General features: G+C 64.0%; 24 protein-coding genes. 12 read left to right on the top strand and 12 right to left on the bottom strand.

All coding sequences use genetic code 11. The annotated features are described in order from the left end of the window. The first annotated feature begins 401 nt into the window (after nt 1-401). Nucleotides 402-1268: an ammonia-dependent NAD(+) synthetase gene (nadE, locus tag QYH69_RS07690; protein WP_308831284.1), complete on the top strand. Its 867-nt coding sequence runs from the start codon at nt 402-404 to the stop codon at nt 1266-1268. Between the two features lie 121 nt (nt 1269-1389). Here the strand turns inward: nadE and QYH69_RS07685 are convergent, their stop codons facing one another. The 5 genes from QYH69_RS07685 to QYH69_RS07665 all read right to left on the bottom strand — a co-directional run bounded on the left by QYH69_RS07685 (nt 1390) and on the right by QYH69_RS07665 (nt 6403). Continuing rightward, on the bottom strand, nt 1390-1665 hold the full coding sequence (locus tag QYH69_RS07685; RefSeq protein ID WP_308831283.1) for an RNA-binding protein: 276 nt from the start codon (nt 1663-1665) through the stop codon (nt 1390-1392). Nucleotides 1666-1885: 220 nt separating this feature from the next. Continuing rightward, on the bottom strand, nt 1886-2263 hold the full coding sequence (locus QYH69_RS07680; protein WP_374992364.1) for a hypothetical protein: 378 nt from the start codon (nt 2261-2263) through the stop codon (nt 1886-1888). Between the two features lie 26 nt (nt 2264-2289). Further along, the gene (locus tag QYH69_RS07675; RefSeq protein WP_308831282.1) at nt 2290-2916 is read right to left on the bottom strand and encodes a hypothetical protein; all 627 of its coding nucleotides are present in this window, start codon (nt 2914-2916) and stop codon (nt 2290-2292) included. Nucleotides 2917-3084: 168 nt separating this feature from the next. Further along, nucleotides 3085-4758, bottom strand: a complete 1674-nt coding sequence (locus QYH69_RS07670) for a peptidase S1 (protein ID WP_308831281.1) — start codon at nt 4756-4758, stop codon at nt 3085-3087. A gap of 82 nt (nt 4759-4840) precedes the next feature. Beyond that, nucleotides 4841-6403 (bottom strand): S53 family peptidase, encoded by a 1563-nt coding sequence (locus QYH69_RS07665; RefSeq protein ID WP_308831305.1) that lies wholly within the window; start codon nt 6401-6403, stop codon nt 4841-4843. Between the two features lie 321 nt (nt 6404-6724). Between QYH69_RS07665 and QYH69_RS07660 the strand changes: the two genes are divergently transcribed. Then, nucleotides 6725-7240 carry a DUF1993 family protein gene (locus tag QYH69_RS07660; RefSeq protein ID WP_075160290.1) on the top strand — a complete coding sequence of 172 codons (516 nt, stop codon included), beginning with the start codon at nt 6725-6727 and terminating at the stop codon, nt 7238-7240. Between the two features lie 107 nt (nt 7241-7347). Here QYH69_RS07660 and QYH69_RS07655 read toward each other — a convergent pair whose 3' ends face one another. Further along, entirely contained in the window at nt 7348-7668 is a 321-nt protein-coding gene (locus tag QYH69_RS07655; protein WP_308831280.1) for a YnfA family protein, read from the bottom strand. A gap of 285 nt (nt 7669-7953) precedes the next feature. On the opposite strand from QYH69_RS07655, the gene QYH69_RS07650 reads away from it, so the two are divergent. Next, on the top strand, nt 7954-8127 hold the full coding sequence (locus QYH69_RS07650; protein ID WP_075160288.1) for a DUF1289 domain-containing protein: 174 nt from the start codon (nt 7954-7956) through the stop codon (nt 8125-8127). Nucleotides 8128-8161: 34 nt separating this feature from the next. Here QYH69_RS07650 and QYH69_RS07645 read toward each other — a convergent pair whose 3' ends face one another. Further along, entirely contained in the window at nt 8162-8791 is a 630-nt protein-coding gene (locus QYH69_RS07645; protein ID WP_308831304.1) for a LysE family translocator, read from the bottom strand. Nucleotides 8792-8937: 146 nt separating this feature from the next. On the opposite strand from QYH69_RS07645, the gene QYH69_RS07640 reads away from it, so the two are divergent. The 4 genes from QYH69_RS07640 to QYH69_RS07625 all read left to right on the top strand — a co-directional run bounded on the left by QYH69_RS07640 (nt 8938) and on the right by QYH69_RS07625 (nt 12201). Next, a complete protein-coding gene (locus QYH69_RS07640) occupies nt 8938-9402 on the top strand; it encodes an Lrp/AsnC family transcriptional regulator (protein WP_308831279.1) in 465 nt (154 codons plus the stop codon). A 137-nt stretch (nt 9403-9539) separates the two neighbouring features. After that, nucleotides 9540-9773, top strand: a complete 234-nt coding sequence (locus QYH69_RS07635) for a hypothetical protein (protein WP_075160286.1) — start codon at nt 9540-9542, stop codon at nt 9771-9773. A gap of 932 nt (nt 9774-10705) precedes the next feature. Next, nucleotides 10706-11008 (top strand): metalloregulator ArsR/SmtB family transcription factor, encoded by a 303-nt coding sequence (locus QYH69_RS07630; protein WP_308831278.1) that lies wholly within the window; start codon nt 10706-10708, stop codon nt 11006-11008. A 134-nt stretch (nt 11009-11142) separates the two neighbouring features. Next, nucleotides 11143-12201, top strand: a complete 1059-nt coding sequence (locus tag QYH69_RS07625; RefSeq protein WP_308831277.1) for an alkene reductase — start codon at nt 11143-11145, stop codon at nt 12199-12201. 115 nt (nt 12202-12316) lie between these two features. Here the strand turns inward: QYH69_RS07625 and QYH69_RS07620 are convergent, their stop codons facing one another. After that, a complete protein-coding gene (locus QYH69_RS07620) occupies nt 12317-13300 on the bottom strand; it encodes a beta-propeller fold lactonase family protein (protein ID WP_308831303.1) in 984 nt (327 codons plus the stop codon). A gap of 174 nt (nt 13301-13474) precedes the next feature. On the opposite strand from QYH69_RS07620, the gene QYH69_RS07615 reads away from it, so the two are divergent. The 3 genes from QYH69_RS07615 to QYH69_RS07605 all read left to right on the top strand — a co-directional run bounded on the left by QYH69_RS07615 (nt 13475) and on the right by QYH69_RS07605 (nt 16175). After that, a complete protein-coding gene (locus QYH69_RS07615; RefSeq protein WP_308831276.1) occupies nt 13475-14119 on the top strand; it encodes a VTT domain-containing protein in 645 nt (214 codons plus the stop codon). A 270-nt stretch (nt 14120-14389) separates the two neighbouring features. Beyond that, nucleotides 14390-15001, top strand: coding sequence for a LysE family translocator (locus QYH69_RS07610; RefSeq protein ID WP_308831275.1), 612 nt, complete (start codon nt 14390-14392; stop codon nt 14999-15001). A 28-nt stretch (nt 15002-15029) separates the two neighbouring features. Further along, nucleotides 15030-16175 carry an FUSC family protein gene (locus QYH69_RS07605; protein ID WP_308831274.1) on the top strand — a complete coding sequence of 382 codons (1146 nt, stop codon included), beginning with the start codon at nt 15030-15032 and terminating at the stop codon, nt 16173-16175. A 46-nt stretch (nt 16176-16221) separates the two neighbouring features. Here QYH69_RS07605 and QYH69_RS07600 read toward each other — a convergent pair whose 3' ends face one another. Next, nucleotides 16222-16644 carry a hypothetical protein gene (locus QYH69_RS07600; RefSeq protein WP_308831273.1) on the bottom strand — a complete coding sequence of 141 codons (423 nt, stop codon included), beginning with the start codon at nt 16642-16644 and terminating at the stop codon, nt 16222-16224. 81 nt (nt 16645-16725) lie between these two features. After that, the gene (locus QYH69_RS07595) at nt 16726-17322 is read right to left on the bottom strand and encodes a nitrogen fixation protein NifQ (RefSeq protein ID WP_308831272.1); all 597 of its coding nucleotides are present in this window, start codon (nt 17320-17322) and stop codon (nt 16726-16728) included. 255 nt (nt 17323-17577) lie between these two features. On the opposite strand from QYH69_RS07595, the gene QYH69_RS07590 reads away from it, so the two are divergent. Together QYH69_RS07590 and QYH69_RS07585 are read left to right on the top strand one after the other, a co-directional pair. Further along, the gene (locus tag QYH69_RS07590; RefSeq protein WP_308831271.1) at nt 17578-19695 is read left to right on the top strand and encodes an EAL domain-containing protein; all 2118 of its coding nucleotides are present in this window, start codon (nt 17578-17580) and stop codon (nt 19693-19695) included. 145 nt (nt 19696-19840) lie between these two features. Continuing rightward, nucleotides 19841-21139 carry an aspartate carbamoyltransferase gene (locus tag QYH69_RS07585; protein WP_308831270.1) on the top strand — a complete coding sequence of 433 codons (1299 nt, stop codon included), beginning with the start codon at nt 19841-19843 and terminating at the stop codon, nt 21137-21139. Between the two features lie 115 nt (nt 21140-21254). On the opposite strand, the gene QYH69_RS07580 is transcribed toward QYH69_RS07585, so the two are convergent. Next, nucleotides 21255-22184: a LysR family transcriptional regulator gene (locus tag QYH69_RS07580; protein WP_308831269.1), complete on the bottom strand. Its 930-nt coding sequence runs from the start codon at nt 22182-22184 to the stop codon at nt 21255-21257. A gap of 326 nt (nt 22185-22510) precedes the next feature. Beyond that, the gene (locus tag QYH69_RS07575; RefSeq protein ID WP_308831268.1) at nt 22511-22900 is read right to left on the bottom strand and encodes a DUF4148 domain-containing protein; all 390 of its coding nucleotides are present in this window, start codon (nt 22898-22900) and stop codon (nt 22511-22513) included. Nucleotides 22901-23333: the final 433 nt, after the last annotated feature.

Genomic DNA, 23333 nt, shown 5'->3' with positions numbered 1-23333 from the left:
TCATCGCTGTGTACGCAATACCCGCTTACCCATGACCGCGCCGACCTCATGGCACGCGCAAGAGCCGCGGAAGGCAAGCCTCGCAGGAGTTTCGACGACAATGATGTCACGCGTCGAAATTCGGAATAAGCGCATTGAATGGACAAACATCAGTCCAATTTGACCGCGCATCGCGGTCGCCTGTTTCGACTGACGCGATACCGCGACCAGCGGAGCAATATTCGCGAATGCGTCAGCTGAATTAAAGCTTTGGACGAACGTAATCGGAGACGGGCTGTCCACATTAAACCAGACTCCTTGCATGTCCGCAGCACGCTCGAATCTGCCCGGATCTGCTTAAACCCGCCTGGACTTGTCTGGACGCCGCACGAAGCGCAACGTCCACACCGAGGAGAACGCCGATGACCACCCATGACGAAAACGCCGCGGCTTGCCGGAAACGCATCGCCGCCGAGTTGCATGTCAGCGCATCGTTCGATGCCGCGCTGGAAATCGAGCGGCGCGTCGATTTTCTCGCGCGCTATCTGCGCGCCAACGGCCTTGCGACTTACGTGCTCGGCATCAGCGGCGGCGTCGATTCGACGACCGCGGGCCGTCTCGCGCAACTGGCCGTCGAGCGGCTGCGCGCGGCAAACTACGACGCGCACTTCGTTGCAATGCGCCTGCCGTATGCCACGCAGCACGACGAAGCCGATGCGCAGCAGGCGCTCGCGTTTATTCGCGCGGACGAAGTGGTGAGCGTCGACGTGAAACCCGCGGCCGATGCGATGCTCGCGTCACTGGACGTGAGCGGGTTGCGCTTCGCGAACCACGAGCAACAGGACTTCGTGCACGGCAATATCAAGGCGCGCAGCCGGATGATTGCGCAATACGCGGTCGCAAGCGCGCGCCGCGGCGTCGTGATCGGCACCGATCACGCGGCGGAATCGGTGATGGGCTTCTTTACGAAGTTCGGCGATGGCGGCGCGGACGTGCTGCCGCTTGCGGGCCTGTTCAAGCGGCGCGTGCGCGCCGTCGCACAAGCGCTCGGCGCAACCGACGTGCTCGCGCACAAGGTGCCGACCGCCGACCTCGAAATGTTGCGCCCGCAACGTCCCGACGAGGACGCGTATGGCATCCGCTACGACGACATCGACGACTTTCTCGAAGGCAAACCGGTGAGCGACGCGGTGTATCAAACCGTGATGCGCTTTTACGAGGCGACGCATCACAAGCGCGCATTGCCTTACACGCCGTTCGACTGGGAAGCGCCCGCACCACGCCCGTGAATGCGGCATGCGCGTTCGTGCTTATGCGACATGTGCGCGTGTGCGCGTGCGTTTGAAACCGACGCGAGTTCGCTCGCAACTGCGTGGCGGCGCGCGGCGAGCCGTACCTTACAAGAGCACGCTACAGGCTCTTCGGCGGCGGCGCGGGCTTTTCGTCGAATGGCGTTGCGCTCGCCTGCAACGCCACGCCGCACAGCATTTTGCCGTGCACCTGCTGCGCGATGACATCGCCGACGTAAGGTACGTCCGCATTCAATTCGACATTGGCGTAAGCGTTCGACGTGCCCTGTTCGAACACGGTGACTTTCTTCGCGTAGTGGCCGAGCTCGTGCTGGAGAAAGTCGCGTACATCCTGCTCGGAACAGGTCTCGGGAATATTCCAGACGATCAGGTTCATACACCCCCCACGCAACGAAACCCGCGCAGCGTTCGCGCCGCGGCCGGGTGCAGGTTAGACGCCGTCATCTTGCGGACTCCTCTGACGTGCCGCACACACGCTCGCCACATCGGCCGCACTTGCCGCACTTGCATCGCGGCAGGTGCGCTCCGGGCGAGCACCGTCCCCCGATCGCGCCGCATGAATCGCCGCATCAGCCGCGCGGCGCACGACCGGCTGCTCAGTCGTTTCCGTCGCTCGCGGCTTTCGGCGCCACGTGGTCCGCGCTAACCCACCACGCCATGCGGTCGTGCGGGCCCCGCACGAGCACCGCGGACGGATCCGTCACCCCGTCGTCCGCGATCTCGCAGACGTCGAGGCCTTCCGGCAAACGCTTCACGGTGCCCGCTTCCTCGAACAGCGCGAGCCGTTTCGCGGATAGCGGGTACAGCTGGCTGTACACATCGTAGCTGATCGCGGCAGGCGCGTCGCCGCGAATGTGCAGAGGGTCGCCAGTGCGGCATCCGAGCGGCGCGCCGGCCGATGCGAACGCACCGTTCGACATCAGGAAGCCGGATGCCGCGGCAACCGCGATCAAACTGAGCTTGAGCTTCGTCATGGGTATCTCCTGATCCGGACCTGGCGTCACGAGCCGTCGTCGTCACCATCGGTCGTCATGCCGACATGACCGTCTTCGCACGGCGTGCGGCGCAGGCGTGCATATTGCGCGGGCCAGTCGCCCGCAATCGCCGCCTGAGCAGCGCTCAGGCTCATCTTTCCGGCACAGACGCAGCGCTTCAATTTCGCAGCCAGCAATTCCTTGCGGCGCTCGCCGCGATGCCCGCCCCACGGCAGCAGATCGAAGTTGTCGGCCGCATCGGGCGAGCCGCCCAGCAGGATCGGCACACGCCGGTCCAGCGCGTATTCGGTGCTGTCGTCCGCATCGATGCCCCGTTGCGCAAGCAACCGGTTCTTGTGCGCGAGCATCTCGTCGAGCGGCGGCGAAACGGTATCTGCGTAACCGGGTTTGCAGATCGTGTCCGCCACCGAGTGCTGCGTGACGCGCTCGTCGAGCATCGACGCATCTTGCGCGCGGACCACGCCGCCATGCAGCAGCGCCGAGACGCACAGCGCGGCGACAGCGGCGCGGCGCGCACACCGCGAGACGCGCGCAGTGCGGCATGCGCGTGCCGCAGCGCGATGATCGGTTGACTCGATACGATTACTGATGCGGTGCGTGTTGCCACGCCTGTGTGCATTGCCTTCGTTCATTGGTCAGCGCGCCGTCGATCGGCACGGAAGGGTCAATTCGCAGACCAATTAAAACACACTCGGCAACCCTACCGGGATTTCACGGGCGCCGAAGGCCTTGAATTGGCGCTTCCTCGCAACTGAAAACGATTGCGTCCGCAACCTTTCACGATCGCGCGCGACTCGTTACTACGCCGGTTTCTCCGCTCTTTCCAGGTTACGCGCCTGCAGTGCGCGAATGCGGCCGAGCGCGGCTGTGTTGCCGACCGCGGACGCGTACATCTGTGCGAGGTCATGCTTGAGCGCGGTACGCGATGCCCCGTCGAGATAAACCATATGACCGGACGGATAAAAGCGCGCGGACAGATTCTCGCGCACCTGCTGGCTCACGAGCGGCATGCGCTGCAAGTCGATGATGGTCTGATAGAACGGCGTGACGAAATCGTAAAAGCCGTTCGCGGACAGCACCTTCAGATCGACGTTGAGCGCCATGACCGCGGCAAGATCGCCCGCCGTATAGAGCACCACGTTGCCCTTGTCATCGACACCTTTCTGCGCACCGGTCGGGTCGATGTGTTTGAAGTCCCAGTTCTGGAACGCCTGATCGTTGAGATCGGTGAATGCCGAGTTCGATGTGAACTTCAACTGCTCGTTCAGGTATGTGTTCCACATCGTCGTGTAGACGCCGGTGACGGCCGTCATGGTCGGATCGTTGCCGCCCGAGTTCGGATCGATCTGCCCGGCGATGCCGGTCTCGATCGCGGTAACGCGGCCGTCGTATGCGCCGAGCGCGAGCCCTTTCGATTTCAGCAGCGTCGTGAGAAACAGCGAATTGCCGCGGCTGTCGTAGGCTGCGATGTCGAGGCTCCATGCGAGCAACGTCGTCCTGTCGATACCGGTGTACTCGCTGAGCTTTTCGACGGTCGCATCGTCGGTGGTCGGGAACTTGCGCAACGCGGCGAGATAGTCGGTGCGCGCAAACTGCGCGACCTCTTCCGCGAAGGCGCCGAGGTCAGCCGGTCTCGGCGCGATGCCGAGCTTCTTGTGAAACCACGCATCCGCCGCCGCAGTGGGCAGCGCGCCGACCGGATTGCCCGCCTGCGTGTAGTCGAGAATCGACGACTGCAGCGTCACGCCATTCAGGTCGACGCCGTCTTCATGCAGCCGGTACGCAAGCACGCAACTGCGCGCGGTGCCGTACGATTCGCCGAACAGAAACTTCGGCGAGTTCCACCGGTTGTTCTTCGTCAGATAGCGCTTGATGAACTGCTTGATCGAGTCCGCGTCCTGATCGACACCCCAGAAATCGCGGTTCTTATGCGGCGCGATCGCGGCCGAATAACCGGTGCCGACCGGGTTGATGAAGATCAGGTCGCTCGTGTCGAGCAGACTGTCCGGGTTCTCCTCCATCTGATACGGGGCGGGCGGCGTAAAGCTCGGCATCGACGTTTTGATGCGCCGCGGCGCGAACGAGCCGAGCAGCACGAAGACCGAGGACGAACCGGGCCCACCGTTGTAGAAAAAAGTGAGCGGGCGCGTTTCCTCTTTCTGGCCGTCCTGCGTAAACGCGACGTAGAACATTTTCGCGTTCGGCTGCGAACTGCTCGGGTCGACCGTCACCAGATGACCTGCCGTCGCCGTGTAGTTGATTTTCCTGCCGCCGATCGTGATCGAATGCTTCGTGATTGCGGCGTTTTCGCTCGCGTCGCTGACCGAGTCGTCGGGGCCGTTGCCGTATGCGACGGGATCGAAAAAAGGCTGATCGCCGGCGCGATGCGGTGTACTCTCGCCCGCCGTCGCGGACGGTGCACCCGAAGAGTGAGACGACTGCAGACCGCCGGAAGCCGATTCGTTGTTTGCCATGACCGCTCCATAGAATGCATTACCGTTACCGTCCGGCAGCCGCCACGCGCGCTACCGCGCCGCACGTCGAGCCCGAACAGGCCTAAAGCGCCGCCGCCACCTTCGCCCCATCGGGACTGCCGAGACCCGTGCAGGCATCCCATCCCGACACGGCCGCATAACTGCCGTTATTGCCTTGTGTAATGTCGTTGCAGACACGCGCCGCCTTGTAGAGCTTCGCGTTGACGAAGCCGGCCGGTTGCCCTTTCGCGGCATTGATGCGCGCGATCAAGGCCGCCCACAAAGGCGCGACCGCGCTCGTGCCGCCCACCACCGTGTTCTGCCCGCCGATCAGCACATCGTATCCCGTCGCCGGCGACGCATCGGCTGCGACATCAGGCACGCCGCGCCGCGCGAGCGGCGCCTTGCCACCTTGCGAACTGACCGCTGACAAGCCCTCCTGCCATACCGGAACCGCAAACGTCGCACTCACGCCGCCGCCCGTCGCCCCGCCGTTCGCCCCGTCGTTCCAGACAACTTCGCGCGAAATGCTCTGCCCGGACACTTCGAGACTCGTGCCGCCGCATGCGAGCACATACGGGCTCGACGCGGGGAAATCGACATGGTCGCGCCCGTCGCCGACGCCGTCGCCCGAGCCGCTATCGCCCGATGCCGCGCAAACCGTCACGCCAATCGCAGCGGCCGATTGCAGCACGTCGTTGAATGCCCGCATCGACTGTTCGGTCCACGTCGATTCCGGCGCCCCCCAACTGATCGAGACGACCGAAGGCTTATGCGTGGTGTCGTGCACGGCGCGGCTTACCGCATCGACAAAGCCCGCGTCGCTGTTCGGAGAGAAGTACACGGCGAGTGTCGCGCCCGGTGCGATCGCGCCGGCGATTTCGATATCGAGCGTCACCTCGGCGTCCGGGCCGTTCGGGTCGCCGCCCGGATCGTTGCCGGCCTGATCGACCCCGACCGGCACGACTTTCGGCGTCTTCACACCGAGGCTCGAAAAGTACGCGTTGAGATCGGACGTGCGATAGCCGCCGCCGAGTTCGACGATGCCGATGCATTCGCCGCCGCCATCGCCTTGCGGAAAGCGATACAGCGACGCGAGCTGCAGCGGTGTAAACGACACCGCCGGTGCCGCGCGCGCGGGCCTGTACGGCGGCCGGATACGAAAATGGGGCCGCGCCTGCGGACGGTTGTCGAGTCCAAGCACCGCCGTCACGACGCCGTGCAAATCGTCCGGCACGCTGATCGCGCCGGTGCGCCCGCGGTAGCGGCCGATCGAATGATGTTCATAGTGCTGCAGTTCGACGTCGAATGCGGCCTGGAACTGCGCGACGGTACCGCTCAACGCGACAGTGCGCGCGGCCGCATCTTCACGCGCCACAGTGAGGCCATGCTGCGCGGCAAAAGCCTTCAGTCTCGCGATGTCCGCCGGCGATGCGCCGAAGCGCTTTTCCAGTTCGTCGCGCGAGATCGGCGCAGCGCCGGGCGTACCCGATGCGATCCTGCGCACCAGCTGTTCGAACTGCTGCTCGTCCTGGCGGCGCAGCATGACGATCGCTTCGATCGTTTCCGCCGGATCGCATTGGCCAATCACCTTCGAGCCTTCCGTGACAGCCCGCTCGCTGCCCGGTAATGGATGCTTGCCCATAGTGTCGCTCTCCTCCATGCGCGGCTCGTGACCGCGCGTTGCAGATGGCCGGCATGCATGACGCCACGTGGTATGCCACGCCGCCCGCTGCCGCATTCGTTTCAGAGATCACGCCGTTCTGTCCGACAAAACCATTCGAACACAGTTCCGGGGTGCACAACAATCGGCCGAATGGCCTGGTGTCGGCGCGGCGTCACAAGGGTTATGATGCTGCCGCGATACACCGGCGAAGCGCCGCGTGCGCGGCATGCGGCCAGCGGCTCGCGCATAGGCGACGCAACGCATCGGTGTTCCACGCGAGAAAATTCACGGAGAAAACCCATGACCACTATTTCGATGTATCAGGCTTCAGTGCCTGTGCTGATTCGCGGCCTCAACAACCTGCTGGCCATTCTCGGCAAAGGCCAGGCGCATGCGGCCGAAAAACAGCTCGATCCGTCGGTGCTGCCTGGATCGCGTCTCTTTCCCGACATGTTGCCGCTCGCACGCCAGGTGCATATCGCGACCGACGGCGCGAAAGGCTGCGCGGCACGTCTCGCCGGCGTCGAGCCGCCGAAGTACGACGACGTCGAGGTGTCGTTCGACGAACTGGCCGCCCGCATCGAGAAAACGATCGCGTATCTGAAGGAGTTCAAGCCCGAGCAGATCGACGGCAGCGAAGCGCGGCCGATCGCGCTAAAAATGCGCAGCGGCCCGGTCGAATTTACGGGCATCCAGTTTCTGACTGGCTTCGTTCTGCCGAACTTCTATTTCCATGTGACGACGGCGTACAACATCCTGCGTCACAACGGCGTCGAACTCGGCAAGATGGACTATCTCGGCAAGCCGAACAGTTAAACGCCGCCCCGGCCGCGCGCGGCACACGAGGCGATGCGCGAGCGCGCGCCGATTGTGTCGCGGGGTTTCGCGGGGTTTCGCGGGGTTTCGCGGCGCCTCGCAGCGCATCAACCGCGCGGCTGGAACGCGATCACGCTCATGCCGGCAAGCGTCAACGCGGCGCCGGCAATATCCCAGATCGTCGGGCGCATCTGCTCGACCAGCCAGAGCCAGAGAATCGCAACCGCGACATACACGCCGCCATAGGCCGCATAGACGCGGCCCGCGGCTGCGCCATGGAACGTGAGCAGCCAGGCGAACAGTGCGAGGCTCAATGCGCCGGGCACGAGCAGCCACACGGAGCCGCTGTCCTTGAGCCAGCGCCACGGCAAGTAGCAGCCAAGTATTTCCGCTAGCGCGGTCACGACATAAAGCAGCAGGGTCTTCATAGAAGAAAAGCGATGGAATAACCGCGTGGCCATCAGGGTTGAGGCCCGAACATAAGCGCACAAGTGACTGCAATGCGGCCGCCGTGCGGAATGCGGTAAGCGGGCTGCAATGAGCGGGCTGCAATGAGCGGGCTGCAATAAGCGGGCTGCAATAAGCGCGCTGCCCGGCAGTCTATCGTCTTTATAAAGACAATCACTTTGCCGCGCGCAATGATGCCATGCGACAGTTTGCGCAGTCCGTTTTCGTCCGAACGGTTGTCCCACCCTCCCTTTCGCGCCCCGCCCATGAGCGTCAAATCACCGTGCATCGATATCTGCAAGTTCGACGGCAAGACCGGTTATTGCGTTGGCTGCCTGCGCACACGAGATGAATGCAAGACCTGGAAGAAGATGAAAGACAAGCATCGCCGCAAGATCATCGAAGAGAAATCGCAGCGTCTGTCGATGCTGAAGAAGTAAATGCGCGACGCAGCGCCTGGAACAGTCCGCCCGCTCAGTCGAGCGACAGGCGCAGCGCAAAGCCGATCAACGCCGCTGAAAACGTCCAGCGCTGCACCGTTTGCGCGAGCGGATGCGTGCGCACCCATCTCGAGATGCGGGCGGCGCCGATCGTGTAGACAGTATCGAAGACTGCACATACGAGAACCAGCACGACGCCCAGTTCGATCACCTGCGACCAGATCGGCCCGGCGTCCGGACGCACGAACTGCGGCAGCAGGACCGAGCAGAACAGCAAGGCCTTCGGGTTCAGCAGATTCGTGAAGAGGCCCTTCACATAGGCGGTCCGCAGGCTCTGATCCGCCATCGGACGTCCGTCCTTATCGGGCATCGCGAACACCGGCGAGCGAAAAATCTGTATGGCCACCCATGCCAGATAAATGGCGCCGCCGTAACGCACGACTTCGTAGAGCCACGGCGCATTGCGCAGCAACGCGGCGACACCGCATGCGGACAGCGTGACGTGCAGCGCACGGGCAGTCGCAAGGCCACAGGCGACGCCAAAGCCGTGACGCGTGCCGCGCGCGATCGTCGTCTGCAGCACGAGCGCCATGTCCGGTCCCGGCAGCGCACAGACAACGGCAAGCGCCGCGATAAACAGAACCAGCAGATGAGCGGAAATCATGTCGGCTTCCATCGTGAAGTTGCGGTATCGATGGCCTTCATGTTGCATGCGTCGCACGAGGGAATTCTGGCCTTTTTCGACGCAGAAGCACCACAGACTGGAGCTTTGCCCTAAGATTCGGCTATCAATTGGACTATTCCACCACCATGAACGACCTCGACAAAATCGACCGCGCGCTGCTTGCCGCACTGCAGACCGATGGCCGGATGTCCAACGCGAAGCTCGCCGAGACCGTCGGCTTGAGCGAGACGCCTTGCGCGCGACGTCTCAAGCGCCTCGAAAACGATGGCTTCATCGAGCGCTATCGCGCGGTGCTGTCGCGCCGGGCGTTGGGACTTGGCGTCTTTGCGTTCGTCTATGTGCGCTTCGCGGTGCACGACAAGACGCTCTCGAACCGCTTCGAGCGCGAGGTTCAGGCCATACCGCGCATCCTCTCGTGCCACAACGTCTCGGGAACTGCCGACTATGTCATGCAGGTAGTTGCGCGCGACCTCGACGACTACGGCACGTTCATGCGCGACCAGGTGCGCGCGCTGCCGGGCGTGACCTCGATCGAATCCGCGCTGTCGTTGCGAGAAGTGAAGTCGCCCGGCGCGTTGCCGCTGCTGTGATTCGCGCATGCACGGCGCAGCATTTTGATCCCCGCAGCACGAGTGGCATAGTGAACCGCGCGTCGCGCCGCGCGACGCCGCACCTGCGCGCATATCCGCATATCGAACCAGAGCGCCCTTGGGAGCCCCCGAACATCATGAACCCCGAACAGGCACGAGCCGAAGAAACGCAGGCAATGGAGCGCGTGGTCGCCGCCACGCAACAGGTGCAGACCGCCTTCGCCGCCTTGCAGTCGCAATTCCCGCCGGCCGGCAGCGGCCGCCCGTCGCAGATCGCGTTGCAGACTTTCGACGCCGCGCTGCAGGAACTCGAAGACGCGCAGGCTGCCTTCGACGAAATGCTCGGCGAACTGCTTGACGGCAACCGCTAGACCCGGTTGCCGGGCAGTACGCTACGGCCTTTCCTGTCAGCGTGACGCGATGCGCGCGCGCGTCTGCGCGCCAGAAAGTCGTGGACTGTGGCAGACAGTTAGTTGCATTGCAAACATCTGGGACAACCTCGTCGAAAAGCCCTGCCTAGGCGCTACCTCCACCCGTCTGACGACGGTAAGGTCTATCTAGCCTTGCTAGCCGAACTGGAGCGGCTGGACTTCTGATGGCGCGCAGCAAAGCATAAGTCCTCGTCTTCAGCCACATCGCGCGAACCGATGGCAATCGGTTCGTCCCGGCCGGCATCCTCGGTCTGACGGAAACGGACGGTGCGAATGTCCGGAACCGCGAGCTCGCCAGTGAGTTCGCATACGGCACGCACAAGGGAAAAGTGCTGTTCCCGCTGGACGGGCTCGGCGAGTTTGGAAGTATTCGCGACGCGGCTCCAGACGCCTGGGGGCGCAGGGTGATTGAAGCGCGTCTGAAGGCCCCGGCCGTGTCAGGACGACCGACAGCCGTCGGCATCATGCGCCGGGTGTGGGGTGAGGTACGCCAGTGGAAGGCGTGCTTCGAAGAGCACGGAGCCGAGGGAAAGCTCCTGGATCAGCTTTCGCGTGCTTTTCGAAACATCGGTGGAATCGCTTCTCCAGAGCTTCAGCTGAAATACGCAAAGGGACATCGTAGCGGCAACGCGTCATCGCGACGCGGCTGGTGCGAACAGGCTCCCACAGGCTTTGTCTGTCACCGCACAGACTGGATTGTTCTGCAACAAAGCCCGACCCCTACCCCAGAATGGCTTTCAAGCATATCGCCAAATTCCGATATAAGATTCGGCACCTGACGATGCAATTGCGTTGCATCGAAAGCGGGCTCCGCCACGAAACGGGAGTCCGCGAGGCTTGAAAGCTAACTCGATGAACCTGAAGCAGTTCCGATGACGATCGATATCGACGCGATCCACAAAGCGCTCGCCAATCCTGTGCGCCGCGAGATTCTCGCGAAGCTGCGCGACCCCGAACGGCACTTCTCCGACCAGGAGCTGCCGCTCGAGTACGGCGTGTGCGCGGGAAAAATCGACGAGTGCTGCGGCCTCTCGCAGTCGACGGTTTCCGCGCACCTCGCCGCCTTGCAGCGCGCGGGGCTCGTCACGTCGAAGCGGGTCGGCCAGTGGATCTTCTTCAGGCGCAACGAGGAAGTCATCAAGGCGTTCGTCGAACAGATGAACACGAGCCTTTGATTTCGGACGCACGCATGCGCAACGTCAGCTTCGTCAAGCCAGATCCAGCGTGCACTGCACACGTGCCTGCAAGCTGGCCCCAATGCCGAACCCATAGCCACGGGCTCGCGCCCACAAGACAAAGGTGAACCCTCATGCCGACTCTGTTCGATCCGCTCAAGATTGGCGATCTCACGCTCAAGAACCGCATCATCATGGCGCCGCTTACGCGCCAGCGCGCCGGCGATATCCGTGTGCCGAACGCGCTGATGGCGCAGTACTACGCCGAGCGTGCATCCGCCGGACTGATCCTGTCCGAAGCGACTTCCGTCACGCCGCAAGGCGTCGGCTATGCGGACACGCCGGGCATCTGGTCCGACGAGCAGACGGAAGGCTGGAAGCTCGTGACCGACGCCGTGCACAAGGCCGGCGGCCTGATCTTCCTGCAGCTGTGGCACGTAGGTCGCGTATCGGACCCGCACTTCCTGAACGGCGATTTGCCGGTCGCGCCGAGCGCGATCGCGGCGCAAGGCCACGTGAGCCTGCTGCGTCCGCAGCGCCCGTTCGTCACGCCGCGCGCGCTCGACATCTCTGAAATCCCGGGCATCGTGGCTGCGTATCGCAAGGGCGCGGAAAACGCGAAGAAGGCTGGCTTCGACGGCGTGCAGGTGCACGGCGCGAACGGCTATCTGCTCGACCAGTTCCTGCAGGACAGCACGAACAAACGTACCGACGCGTACGGCGGTCCGATCGAGAACCGCGCGCGGCTGATGCTCGAAGTGGTGGATGCATGCATCGGCGTCTGGGGTGCCGATCGTGTCGCCATGCATCTTGCGCCGCGCGGCGATTCGCACTCGATGGGCGACTCGAACCCGGTCGCGACCTTCGGCTATGTCGCGCGCGAGCTCGGCAAGCGCAGGATCGCATTTATCGCGGCGCGCGAAGCGCTCGGCGACGACCGTATCGGACCGAAGCTGAAGGACGCATTCGGCGGCCCGTATATCGCGAACGAGAAGTTCACGAAGGAAACCGCGCAACAGGTGCTCGACGCCGGCGAAGCCGACGCGGTGGCCTGGGGCAAGCTGTTTATCGCCAATCCGGACCTGCCGCGCCGCTTCGAATTGAACGCGCCGCTGAACGAGCCGGATGCATCGACCTTCTATGCGGAAGGCGCGAAGGGCTACACGGACTACCCGTCGCTCGAAGCCGCTTAAAACGCAACCGCGAGGGCTTGGCAAGCGCCGCGCGACGGTTGCGCGGCGCTCGCACGACAATAGCGCCGCAACGTCGAAAACGCCCGGACCCGTTCCGGGCGTTTTTTGTCGGCCGTCAATCCGGATTAGGCGGATATACCGGCGCGCGATTCTGAAAATAGATGCCATGCGGCGAACGCCCCACGGCAATCGTCGAAACGAGCTTGCGCGCAGGCAGATCGATCACGCCGACATGTCGCGAGAAGCGGAACGTCACCCACAGGAAGCGCCGGTCAGCGGACAGCTCCATATCGTCGGGGCCGGGCATCAGGTTGTCGATTTCGCCGACATTCTGCAGCGTCGCGTAGTCGAGAATGCTGATCGTGTTGGCGACGCGATTGGTCACGGCCACGTGACGGCCGTCGTCGAGATTGCGGAAGTTATGCGCGCCGCGTCCCGTGTGAATCCGCTTCACGACCTCATGCGTGCGCGGGTCCACCACCACGACATCGTCTTCACCCGTCATGCCGACGAGCAGAGCGCGATCGCCGGGCGTCATCCACAGTCCCGCGGGGTCGCGTCCGACCGGAATTTTCCAGTCGACCGACTGCGTCGCCAGATCGATCGCGGCGAGCTCGCCCGAATCCTGCAACGTCACATAGACGGTGCGCGCGTCCGACGAGAATGTCATATGGCTTGGCGTCTTGCCGAGCGCAATGCGTTTCGCGAGCGAAAGGTTCTGGCCGTCGAACCGGTAGATGTCGACGCGATCGAGTCGCAGCGCCGCGGTGACGAACCAGCGATGGTCGGGCGAAAAGCCGAGCTGGTACGGATCTTCGATACCCTGCAGCACGCGCTGCACGGCCGCGTTCGCGGGGTCGACGAACATCAGGCTGTTCGACACCGAGTTTGCGACGATCAACGATTTCTGGTCCGGCGTAATCATCAGATGATGCGGCTCTTTCCCGGTGTTTTCGGTGCCGGCGACTTGACGCGTCGCTTCGTCGATCAGCGATAGTTGCGCTTCGCCCGAATCGAGCACGATGACCTTGTATGCGCCCGGCTGGATACCCGCTTGCGGACTTTGTATCGCGTGGGCGGCGCAGGCGAACAACGCCATGCCGAGCAGCGCGACGCGTGTGGCAAATGTTTTCAATTGGGAGGGGCAGAAGTTAAACGCGCGATTGGCAAACGCGTCACTATGCGCGAGCGCCGGCCTCGATGCCAAGCGCCGTTACACTGATGTCCTTTGCCTGACGAGGCCTTGCGCAAGCTTTCATTCAGAGACACGCCGATGGATCCCCTGCATCTTCTGCAAATCGCCCTTCACTTCGACCAGCACCTGCCGTCGCTGATCGCGCAATACGGCGCTGCGGTCTACGCGATGCTGTTCGCGATCGTGTTCGTCGAGATCGGTTTTCTACCGCTGTTCTTTCTGCCTGGCGATCCGCTGATCTTCATCTGCGGTGCGTTCGCGGCGACCGGCGCGCTCGACATACGGCTCGTCGTGCCGGTGCTGTTCGCAGCGACAGTCGCGGGCAGCATCGTCTGCTATCTGCTCGGGCGGGCGCTCGGCGAAAAAGTCTACAGCGCGGACTATCGATGGCTGGACCGCAACGCGCTGCGCAGCGCGCACGCGTTCTACGAGGCACGCGGCGGCTACACGTTCCTGCTGTCGCCTTTCATCGCGGTGGTTCGGACCTTCGCGCCGTTCGTCGCCGGCGTCGCACGGATGACGTTTGCGCGTTTCGCGTCGTTCGTGGTCGCCGGCGCGGCCTTGTGGATCGTATCGCTCGTTGCCGGCGGCTATCTGTTCGGCAACGTGCCGCTCGTGCGCGACCATATGAGTTCGATCGTGCTGCTGGGCATCGGGCTTGGCGTCGGGTCGCTGGTCGTCGGCGCGCTGTGGCGTCGTCTGAATGCTTACCGGCGAGGATAAACGCCGATGGAGCGCGCACAAAAGAACCGGATTGGCGTGCGCGTCTTGCCTCCATCGACCGATATGCACCGATATGCATCGACATGCACGCCGCACCGTCGCGTCACGTGCATTGACGCGACGACGCCCCGCTATAATGAACCGGCCCCGCGAGCGCCCCACGGCCGCGGCAAGCGTATGGGCAAAAGCCCGATGGCGCAGCGTCGCGCACTCCATTGCAGTTCCACGCGCACTGACGGGCATCACGAACGGTCCCCCGGAGACATCACGATGGCTTGGTCTGGTCTGCTTGTCTTTGCACTCGCGCTCGTCGTTGCGGCCGGTTCCCCCGGCCCAAGCATCGCCGCGCTCGTCGCCCGCGTGATGACCAACGGACTGCGCGAGGTGCTGCCGTTCCTCGCCGCAATGTGGCTTGGCGAAGCGCTCTGGCTCGGTTGCGCAGTCGCCGGTCTCGTCGCACTCGCGCACACGTTCGCGGCCGTGTTCGTCGCGCTGAAAGTTGCCGGTGTCGCGTATCTGCTGTACCTCGCGTGGAAGATGTGGCGTGCGCCGGCCGACGTGCGCGAGAGCCCGTTGCCCGCGCATCGATCGGCATGGCGCATGTTCGGCGCGGGGCTCGCGGTCACGCTCGGCAATCCGAAAATCATGGTCTTCTATCTCGCGCTGCTGCCGACGCTCGTCGATCTGTCGCATGTCGGCACGCTCGCCTGGCTCGAGCTCACGCTCACCATGCTCGTCGTATTGAGCGCGGTCGATCTCGGCTGGGCGCTCGTTGCCGCGCGCGCCCGCAAGCTGCTGACGAGCCGGCGCGCCGTGCGCATCGCGAATCGCGCGAGCGCGACGATGATGGCGGGCGCCGCCGCGGCCATCGCCACGCGCTAAGCGGCGCGCGACCCCGAAGCCGCCGCCGATGAATCCGCTCAACGCCTATGCCCAGCTCTCGCGCTCGGCGATTGTTTCGCTCGGACGCGAACTCGCCGCATGGAAGCCGTCGCAGGAGCGCGCGCTGTTCGGCGCTCAAACCGTGCTGTCGGTCGTACTCGCCGTAGCGGTCGCGCACGCGCTGCATCTGACGAACACCTGGTGGGCCGCGATCAGCGGCTTCGCGGTCATGCAGACGAGCTTCCAGGGCAGCATCGAGCGTTCCACGTACCGCATCCTCGGCACGCTGCTCGGCGCGCTCGTGGGCACCGTCGTCGGCCCGTTGATCGGCGACCGGCCGTGGCTCTTCATTCCGGTGATCGGCGCGATCGGCGGCTTCTGCGTCTACTCCGGCAACGGCGCGGTGGCTTCATACGCGTGGGTGCTCGGCGGCATCACGTCCCTGCTCGTCACCTACGAGGCGCACATCCTCGGGTCGATGGAGAAGACCGCGTCGTTCGCCGTGTTGCGAGTCGCCGAAGTGCTCGTCGGGACGCTGTCGTGCGTCGTGGTAGCGGGGCTTTTCCACATCGTGATCGAATGGCATCGGCGCAGGCGGACCGGCGACGCGGCGCCCTCGCCCGCCGCCGCGGCCGCGCCGCCCTTGCGCGAGCTGCGCGCCGCGCGGATGCTGCTCGGTCTGCAATCGGGACTGGCCATCGCCATCATCGCCGCGCTCACCTATACGCTGAACCTGCCCGGCTTCGCGCAGGCGCTCGTGACCACCGTCGCCGTGATGGTACTGCCCGCCGCATCGCTGACGAGCCTCGATCAGAAACCCGTCGTGCAGAAGATGGTGCAGCGGCTAACCGGGTGTCTGCTAGCCGGCGCGCTCGGCATTGCGCTGCTGCCGCTCATGAACGGCAAGGAGATCCCATGCCTGATCGCGCTGTCGTGCGGCGTGTGGGTCGGCTGCCACGTGCAGAGCGGCAGCGCCGGTGCAAGCTACGTGGGCCGCCAGTTTACGATCGCGTTCATCATGGTGTTCGTGCAGGACCATCACTGGTCGGCCGATCCGCTGCCCGCGCTGATGCGGCTCGAAGGCATCCTGATCGGCATCGTCACGCTCGCCGCCGTGATGTTCGCAACGTCAAACCTGCCGTTCCTGCCGTCCGCCGACGAAGCGAGCCCGTAGCGGCGCGCACCGCGCCGCTTGCCGCCGCTTGCCGTCCCTGGACGACCTACTTCCCCTCCGTCTTGCGCGCCTCTTCCGCGGCGGCCTTGTAGTCGTAAGTCGGATAGAACTCGGTCCGGTAGCCGCCCCAGGCGGTTTCCTCGAGCACACGGTTCACCTCGCGCAGCCGGTTGGCCGGCACGCGCAGCGTCACGACCTGACCGACGCCCATCATCACGTACCACGAAACAACCTCGATGCCCGGCGGCGGAAACGCCTTGTAGAACCCTTGCTTCGCGAGTTCCCTGTTGATCTCGGGCAATGTCTTCGACTGGTCGTGCTTGAGGAAAACGGTGAGCAGAAACGTGCCGTCGCCGGCCGGCGCCGCGGCGGGCGCGCCGGCCGGCGCGGTTTGCGCGAGCGCGGGTGCCGCGCTTGCAACCGCAGCCAGCAGACCGAGTGTCGCGATCAGCTTACGAACTGGGTACATCGACTTCTCCTGGAAACGTGGATGGGGATGCAGCAGCGGTCTTTATACCGGAATCGCCCGCGCGTTGCCGCCCCGTTTTCGTCACGTTTTCGGAAAGCAGAAGCCGAAGTCTTCGCAGCCCGGACACCCGGGCGCGGGCCCGGGCGTGCGCCCTTTGTCGAGCGCGACCTGCTCGGCGAGAAAGCGCTTCCAGCGCAGGTTGTCGACGTTGCGCGCAACGAGCCTCGGATAGTGGCGCGTCATGATGTCGGTGACGTCGTCACGGCCATCGAGACCGAGATCGCGCCACAAGTGATCGCCACGCAGGCACGCGGTCGAAACGATCGTCGCGAGGCACCACGCGTCGATTGCGTTCGCGATTGGTGGCCGTTCATGACGCAGCAACAGCCGGCGCAGATCGTCGACAAATGACTGATGTTGCGTCGCATCGGGGTGTTCAGGAAACGCTTCGAGCGGCATGGCCCCGGTCAGGACGGCGCCGGGGAAATGGCGCGCGGCCAGTGCGCCGAGCGTGTCACGCGGCAACCCGAGCTCCTGCATCGCGCCGCTTGCAAGCTTCGCCGCGATCAGTCGCGCAAACGTGATGGTGTCGGCCCGCACACGGTTGACCGCGTGATCGAGCAGGCTTTGTACACAGGCGTCGCGCGGCGTAGGCGCGTCATCGTTCGGCAAGGTCATCGTCCCGGCACCTCGGATTTCCCCGCATTCTCTTTCGGTGTCCGGCAATCGGTCTGCACATGAAGGCTCCGTGCAGAGCGCGCCTGGACTCGTCAGCACAATACGCCGAAAATGCGCGTCCAGCGACGATGTGGCAAAAATGCGCCGCCCGGTCCGGCGGTTCGCAACTGCGGGCGCGCAACGCCCTATGCGCATTAAATAATTGCAAGCTGGCGTCGATAACCAGTAAAGGAGTCATCTACCGCGGAACCTGTCATGCCGAGCTCGTATAACCTTGCACTCGTCGCGTTGTCGATCTTCGTCGCCACGCTCGCGTCCTACACGGCACTGGACCTCGCGGGCCGCATCACGCTGCAGGCGGTCTTGCGCCAGCGCCACGCGTGGCTCGCGGGCGGCGCAGCCGCGATGGGCGTCGGCATCTGGTCGATGCATTTCATCGGCATGCTCGCGTTTTCGCTGCCGATCCCGCTCGGCTACGATTTGCCGATCACCGGCGCGTCGCTCGCGATCGCCTTCGTCGTGTCCTACTTTGCGCTCGCGATCGTCACGCGGCGCACGCTGTCGCGCCCGCGCCTCATCGCGGGCGGCGTGCTGATGGGCGTCGGCATCGCCGGCATGCACTACACGGGCATGGCCGCGATGCGCATGGCACCGGGCATCCGGTATGAACCCGCCCTCTTCGCCGCTTCGCTTGCGATCGCCGTCGCGGCGTCGATGGCCGCGCTATGGATCGCGCACACGCTGCGCGATTCGAGCCAGCGCGGCATCATCGCGAAAAGGACCGGCGCTGCCGCAGTGATGGGCATGGCGATCACGGGCATGCACTACACGGGCATGGCCGCCGCCGACTTCGCGCCTGGCGCGATCTGCGGCGCCGTGCAGGGCGCGAACCCGAGCGTGATCGCCGGCGAGCACGCGCAGTGGCTGGCGACCAGCGTCATTCTGTTCACGCTCGCGATTCTCGTCGTGACGCTGCTGCTGTCGCGCTTCGATGCGCGCGCAAGCCTGCTCGCGGGCTCGGTCTCGACGCTGAACAACCAGATCGTGCGCCTCGCGACCTACGACACGCTGACCGGCCTCTTGAACCGCAGTTCGCTGACCGAGCGGATCGGGCGTGCGATCGACGTGTCGCGCGCGCGCCATAAGCCGTTCGCGCTTCTGTTCATGGACCTCGACGGCTTCAAGACGATCAACGACTCGCTCGGCCACGCGTTCGGCGACGAAGTGCTGAAGGCGTTCGCGCTGCGTCTGCTGCAATCGGTGCGCGTAGCCGACACGGTCGCGCGTCTGGGCGGCGACGAGTTCGTGATTCTTGCCGAAGACCTGACGTCGGCACAGGATGCCGCGCAGATGGCCGACGCCGTGCTCGCGCGCATGCGCGACGGCATCGTCGCCGATGGCCAGCCGCTGCAGGTCATGCCGAGCATCGGCGTAGCGCTGTTCCCGCAGGACGGCGACAGCGTCGACACGCTGCTGCGCCACGCGGACGCCGCAATGTACGAAGCGAAGCGCGAAGGCCGCGGCATCTACCGCTTCTTCGAAGCGCGCATGAACGAGGCCGCGATGCGAACGCTGAAAATCCAGCGCGCGTTGCACGAAGGTCTCGGCAAAGGTTACTTCGCGCTGCATTTCCAGCCGAAATTCCGCGGCGACAACGGCGAGGTCGCCGGCGCCGAAGCACTATTGCGGCTCGACCATCCTGAATTCGGCCAGCTTGCGCCCGTCGACTTCATTCCGATCGCCGAGCGTTCGGGCCAGATCGTGCAGATCGGCTACTGGGTCGTGCGCGAAACCTGCCGCCAGATCCGGCGCTGGGAAGCCGCCGGCCTGCCGCCGATGAAAGTAGCGGTCAACCTGTCGCCGCGCCAGCTGATCCAGCCCGAACTCGTGCCGACCATTCTTGACATCGCGCGTGCCGAACAGGTCGCGTGCGCGCAACTGATGTTCGAAATCACCGAAAGCGTCGCGATGCAGGACGCGCCTAGAACGATCGCGACCATCCACGAGTTCCAGCAGGCGGGCTTCGACATCTCGATCGACGATTTCGGCACCGGCTATTCGAGCCTCGCGTACCTGCAGCGTTTTCGCGTCAAGCAGCTGAAGATCGACCGCTTCTTCACGAACGGTCTCGACGACGACGGCCACGAAGGCCAGGCGATCGTGTCGGCGATCATCGCCCTCGCGCACTCGCTCGAAATGGACGTGGTGGCAGAAGGCGTCGAAACCGAGTCGCAGTACGACAAGCTCAAACACATGCAATGCGACGAGATGCAGGGCTTCCTGCTCGGCCGTCCGCTGACGGCCGACGCGTTCGGCGCGTTGATGCACCAGCAGATCCGGAGCCACCGCGGCGCATCCGCGCTGCTCAACTGAGCGGGCGGGCGCGGCTCGCCGCGCCGGCTTTTTCGGTATTTCCTTGACTTCGGGCGCCAGCGCATTAATATACGCATCGCGTATATCCGCTGACGAAACAACCAACGTCGATCTCAACGTCGGTCCGACTGGACGAGGTGCCCGAATGAGCGTTCCGCAACAAGCCTTTCTGCGCGATGCGATGCGTCGCATGAACCTGACTCGCGACGGCTTCGCCAGCCGCATCGGCGTGTCGCGCCGCGCGCTCGACACCTGGCTGCTGCCCGACGACTCGCAGGAGTCGCGCGCGATGCCGGAAATCGTCGAGCGCTTCGTCTCGGAAATCGTCGTGAGCGGCGACGCACCCGAAAGATATACGCAAAGCGTAGATTCCCGCCGCCCGACGCTGGCGAGCCAGTTCCTGTTCGAAGGCAAGCCGCAATTGCTGTCGGTGGACCAGTTCTCGCGCGATTCGGTCGAGGCGCTGTTTCGCGTCGCGGACATCATGCAGCCGATCGCGCGCCGCAGAAAAATCTCGCGCGTGCTCGAAGGCGCCGTGCTCGGCAACCTGTTCTTCGAAGCGAGCACGCGTACCCGCGTGAGCTTCGGCGCGGCGTTTTGCCGGCTCGGCGGCTCGGTGTGCGACACGACCGGCTTCACGTTTTCGTCGATGGCCAAGGGCGAGTCGATCTACGACACGAGCCGCGTCATGAGCGGCTATGTCGACGCACTCGTGATCCGCCACCCGGAGCAAGGCTCGGTCGCCGAATTCGCGCGCGCGACCAACGTGCCCGTGATCAACGGCGGCGACGGGCCCGGTGAGCATCCGAGCCAGGCGCTGCTCGACCTCTACACGATCCAGCGCGAGTTCTCGCGTCTCGGCAAGATTGTGGACGGCGCGCATATCGCGCTGGTCGGCGATCTCAAGTACGGGCGCACCGTGCATTCGCTCGTGAAGCTGCTCGCGCTCTATCGCGGCATCAAGTTCACGCTGATCTCGCCGCCGATGCTCGAAATGCCGACGTATATCGTCGAGCAGATCTCGCGCAACGGCCACGTGATCGAACAGACGCACGATCTGACAAGCGGCTTGCGCGGCGCGGACGTCGTCTATGCGACGCGTATCCAGAAAGAGCGCTTCACCGACGAATCGTTCGAAGGCTACACGCCCGATTTCCAGATCAACCAGGCACTCGTCGACAGCGCATGCGGCCCCGACACGCTGATCATGCACCCGCTGCCGCGCGATAGCCGTCCCGGTGCGAACGACCTCAGCACCGACCTGAACCACGATTCGCGGCTCGCGATCTTCCGGCAGACCGACAACGGCATTCCCGTGCGCATGGCAATTTTCGCGGTGCTGCTCGGCGTCGAGACGCTCGTGCAGCATTCGATGCGCGATGCGGCCTGGCGTCCGCCCGCGTATCTCGGCCCGGACGACGCGGTGTTTCACGGCATCGATTGACGATCGCGGCACGAGCGCACGCAGCAACGGCGCGATTGCGCTGCGAATGCGCGCCACGCAGCCCACGCACCCACGGCACAGCCGTGTGCGACCGGGCAAAGCTGCGCCGCGTTCGTCACGCCACGTCGAGTTCTTCGCTCGGCCGATACAGCGCATTGCAACCCGCGATCGCCTCCACTGCGAAGTCCACGAACGAGCGGACCTTCGGCGAAAGCTGCCGCAAGGTCGGATAGATGATGTGAACCGTGCGCCTCGGCGTGTTGTAGCCGTCGAGCACGCGCTCGAGCCTGCCCGTGCGCAGGTGGTCCGCTGCGATATAGCTGTGCACGTAGACGATGCCGGAGTCGGCGAGCGCCGCGTCGATCAGCGCATCGCACTGGTCGACCACCTGGCGCGCGGTATCGCCGACGCGCACGGTCCAGTCGCGGCTGCCGGACATGAAGTGCCAGTCGCGGCAACGCCGGGTATCGGGCGACATATACGCCACGCAATCGTGCTCGGCGAGATCGTCAGGAGTCCGAGGCCTGCCGTACTCGTTCAGATACTCGGGGCTCGCGCAAGCCACCCAGTGCGCAAAGCCGACCTCGCGCGCAATCAGACGGCTCGACGGCAGATCGCCGATGCGCACCGCGATATCGAAACCTTCCTCGATGATGTCCTGCATCACATCCGAGAAGCTCGTTTCGACCGTGATGTCGGGAAATTGCCGCTTGAACGCGACAAGCGCTGGCATCAGCACCGACCGGCCAAATGCCATTGGCGCCGCAATCCGCAAGCGGCCGGACGGCACTTGAGCGGACTGTTGCAACGCCGCCTCAGCATCCTTGAGACCGGCGAGAATCTCGCGACATCGATCGAAAAACACGGCCCCTTCCGCGGTCAGCCCGACACTTCGCGTCGAGCGATGCAACAGCACGACACCGGTTTGCGATTCGAGCCTGCTGACCGCCTTGCTGACGCCGGAAGCCGTCAACCCCATCTGTTTGGCTGCGCCGGTAAAACTCCTGGCTTCAGCGGCACGCACAAACGCCTCAACGGCAGACAAATCCATCTCGTCCTCAACAAATCGGCGAAAGCCATCTCGTTCATATCGAGCAGGCTTCGGCATCGTTACAGATTGCGGGTCTGATGCGACGTGAATTTTACGGAACATGACCGCAATAACAATCAGGCTTCCATTCATGACAGAGTTGACATGGATTCACTATCAACCCTGCCCCAGGCATGGCGCATACTGTCTGGCGCATCATGCAAAAGCGTTCACGTCGCATCGCGCATCATGCAGACACAGGATTGAGTCGGCCGTCTGGTTCGCATAACGAATCGACACGCGAGCTCCGTTGCCTGCATCGGCACGAATCCGGTCTCAACTCAATGATGGCGATACAGGTTGACCGGATATGCCCGCCCAAGATCGGCGCTATCGAAGCGCGCCCCTTGCGCGGAGCTGCCGAAGCCCGAGCCGCCGTACGACGATGCGGCCACGCTGGCGTTCGCGCTGGTATCCGCACCGCTTGCCTCGCGGTTCGCCGCTTGCTGCGCCATCTTTTGAGCGGCCTTGTTCGCGACGTAGACCGCCGACGGATTCCAGCCGGGATCCGGATAGTGCACCTTGCTCAGCGGATACGTCCCATTCTGTTCAGCCGAGATCAGGTCGGCGCGGACCTGTGCGCGCGTCAGCGGCGCGTTGTCTGCCGCATGGCCGACAAGCGGAAGGACAACGAATGAAGCAGCGATCAGAGCCTTGTTCAAGCGTTTCATCACAAATCCCCTTCGGTTTGGTGTGAACCGTCTGCGACGGCATGGGTTGAACTTTAGGGGGACGCCCGTTTGGCGTGAATGGCGCGTCGGCTCATGAAACTGCTCGATCGGCTCACGGGCCGTTTGCCAGATGCGAGTGCATCCGACGCTTCGATTCCGGCCCGATGGCTGAAACGAGCGCACAGGCCCTTATGCAGCGGACATACGGCAACGACGACGCGCCACGTGCAGCTATGCCGAGGATGCATGGCCTGCTGTGCTTTGTGCATCACATTCTTTTCAACCGTGTCTAACACGGCTGTCATGACGCACGCTCCGCGTGAACTTTGACTTTCAATCGCGCAAGACTCTGGTGCGCCTATTTACTTTTGACTTTGTTGCGTGCAACGTGCTGCGTTGAAGCGCGTGCCGATTCAGGCTTCCGTATTCGTCC

The organism is Paraburkholderia sp. SARCC-3016 (assembly GCF_031119615.1).
GTDB lineage: Bacteria > Pseudomonadota > Gammaproteobacteria > Burkholderiales > Burkholderiaceae > Paraburkholderia.
The sequence above is the reverse complement of the archived record's forward strand: the minus strand, read 5'-3'. Positions and strand labels throughout refer to the sequence as shown.

Excerpts from the sequence above, each read along its gene's own strand:
- QYH69_RS07600 (WP_308831273.1), bottom strand. The coding sequence starts at position 16,644 with ATGTACCCAGTTCGTAAGCTGATCGCGACACTCGGTCTGCTGGCTGCG.
- QYH69_RS07675 (WP_308831282.1), bottom strand. The coding sequence starts at position 2,916 with ATGAACGAAGGCAATGCACACAGGCGTGGCAACACGCACCGCATCAGT.
- QYH69_RS07660 (WP_075160290.1), top strand. The coding sequence starts at position 6,725 with ATGACCACTATTTCGATGTATCAGGCTTCAGTGCCTGTGCTGATTCGC.
- QYH69_RS07585 (WP_308831270.1), top strand. The coding sequence starts at position 19,841 with ATGAGCGTTCCGCAACAAGCCTTTCTGCGCGATGCGATGCGTCGCATG.
- QYH69_RS07610 (WP_308831275.1), top strand. The coding sequence starts at position 14,390 with ATGGCTTGGTCTGGTCTGCTTGTCTTTGCACTCGCGCTCGTCGTTGCG.
- QYH69_RS07645 (WP_308831304.1), bottom strand. The coding sequence starts at position 8,791 with ATGATTTCCGCTCATCTGCTGGTTCTGTTTATCGCGGCGCTTGCCGTT.
- QYH69_RS07670 (WP_308831281.1), bottom strand. The coding sequence starts at position 4,758 with ATGGCAAACAACGAATCGGCTTCCGGCGGTCTGCAGTCGTCTCACTCT.
- QYH69_RS07595 (WP_308831272.1), bottom strand. The coding sequence starts at position 17,322 with ATGACCTTGCCGAACGATGACGCGCCTACGCCGCGCGACGCCTGTGTA.
- QYH69_RS07655 (WP_308831280.1), bottom strand. The coding sequence starts at position 7,668 with ATGAAGACCCTGCTGCTTTATGTCGTGACCGCGCTAGCGGAAATACTT.
- QYH69_RS07625 (WP_308831277.1), top strand. The coding sequence starts at position 11,143 with ATGCCGACTCTGTTCGATCCGCTCAAGATTGGCGATCTCACGCTCAAG.
- QYH69_RS07630 (WP_308831278.1), top strand. The coding sequence starts at position 10,706 with ATGACGATCGATATCGACGCGATCCACAAAGCGCTCGCCAATCCTGTG.
- QYH69_RS07650 (WP_075160288.1), top strand. The coding sequence starts at position 7,954 with ATGAGCGTCAAATCACCGTGCATCGATATCTGCAAGTTCGACGGCAAG.
- QYH69_RS07640 (WP_308831279.1), top strand. The coding sequence starts at position 8,938 with ATGAACGACCTCGACAAAATCGACCGCGCGCTGCTTGCCGCACTGCAG.
- QYH69_RS07615 (WP_308831276.1), top strand. The coding sequence starts at position 13,475 with ATGGATCCCCTGCATCTTCTGCAAATCGCCCTTCACTTCGACCAGCAC.
- QYH69_RS07635 (WP_075160286.1), top strand. The coding sequence starts at position 9,540 with ATGAACCCCGAACAGGCACGAGCCGAAGAAACGCAGGCAATGGAGCGC.
- QYH69_RS07665 (WP_308831305.1), bottom strand. The coding sequence starts at position 6,403 with ATGGGCAAGCATCCATTACCGGGCAGCGAGCGGGCTGTCACGGAAGGC.
- QYH69_RS07605 (WP_308831274.1), top strand. The coding sequence starts at position 15,030 with ATGAATCCGCTCAACGCCTATGCCCAGCTCTCGCGCTCGGCGATTGTT.
- QYH69_RS07680 (WP_374992364.1), bottom strand. The coding sequence starts at position 2,263 with ATGACGAAGCTCAAGCTCAGTTTGATCGCGGTTGCCGCGGCATCCGGC.
- nadE (WP_308831284.1), top strand. The coding sequence starts at position 402 with ATGACCACCCATGACGAAAACGCCGCGGCTTGCCGGAAACGCATCGCC.
- QYH69_RS07575 (WP_308831268.1), bottom strand. The coding sequence starts at position 22,900 with ATGAAACGCTTGAACAAGGCTCTGATCGCTGCTTCATTCGTTGTCCTT.
- QYH69_RS07590 (WP_308831271.1), top strand. The coding sequence starts at position 17,578 with ATGCCGAGCTCGTATAACCTTGCACTCGTCGCGTTGTCGATCTTCGTC.
- QYH69_RS07620 (WP_308831303.1), bottom strand. The coding sequence starts at position 13,300 with ATGGCGTTGTTCGCCTGCGCCGCCCACGCGATACAAAGTCCGCAAGCG.
- QYH69_RS07685 (WP_308831283.1), bottom strand. The coding sequence starts at position 1,665 with ATGAACCTGATCGTCTGGAATATTCCCGAGACCTGTTCCGAGCAGGAT.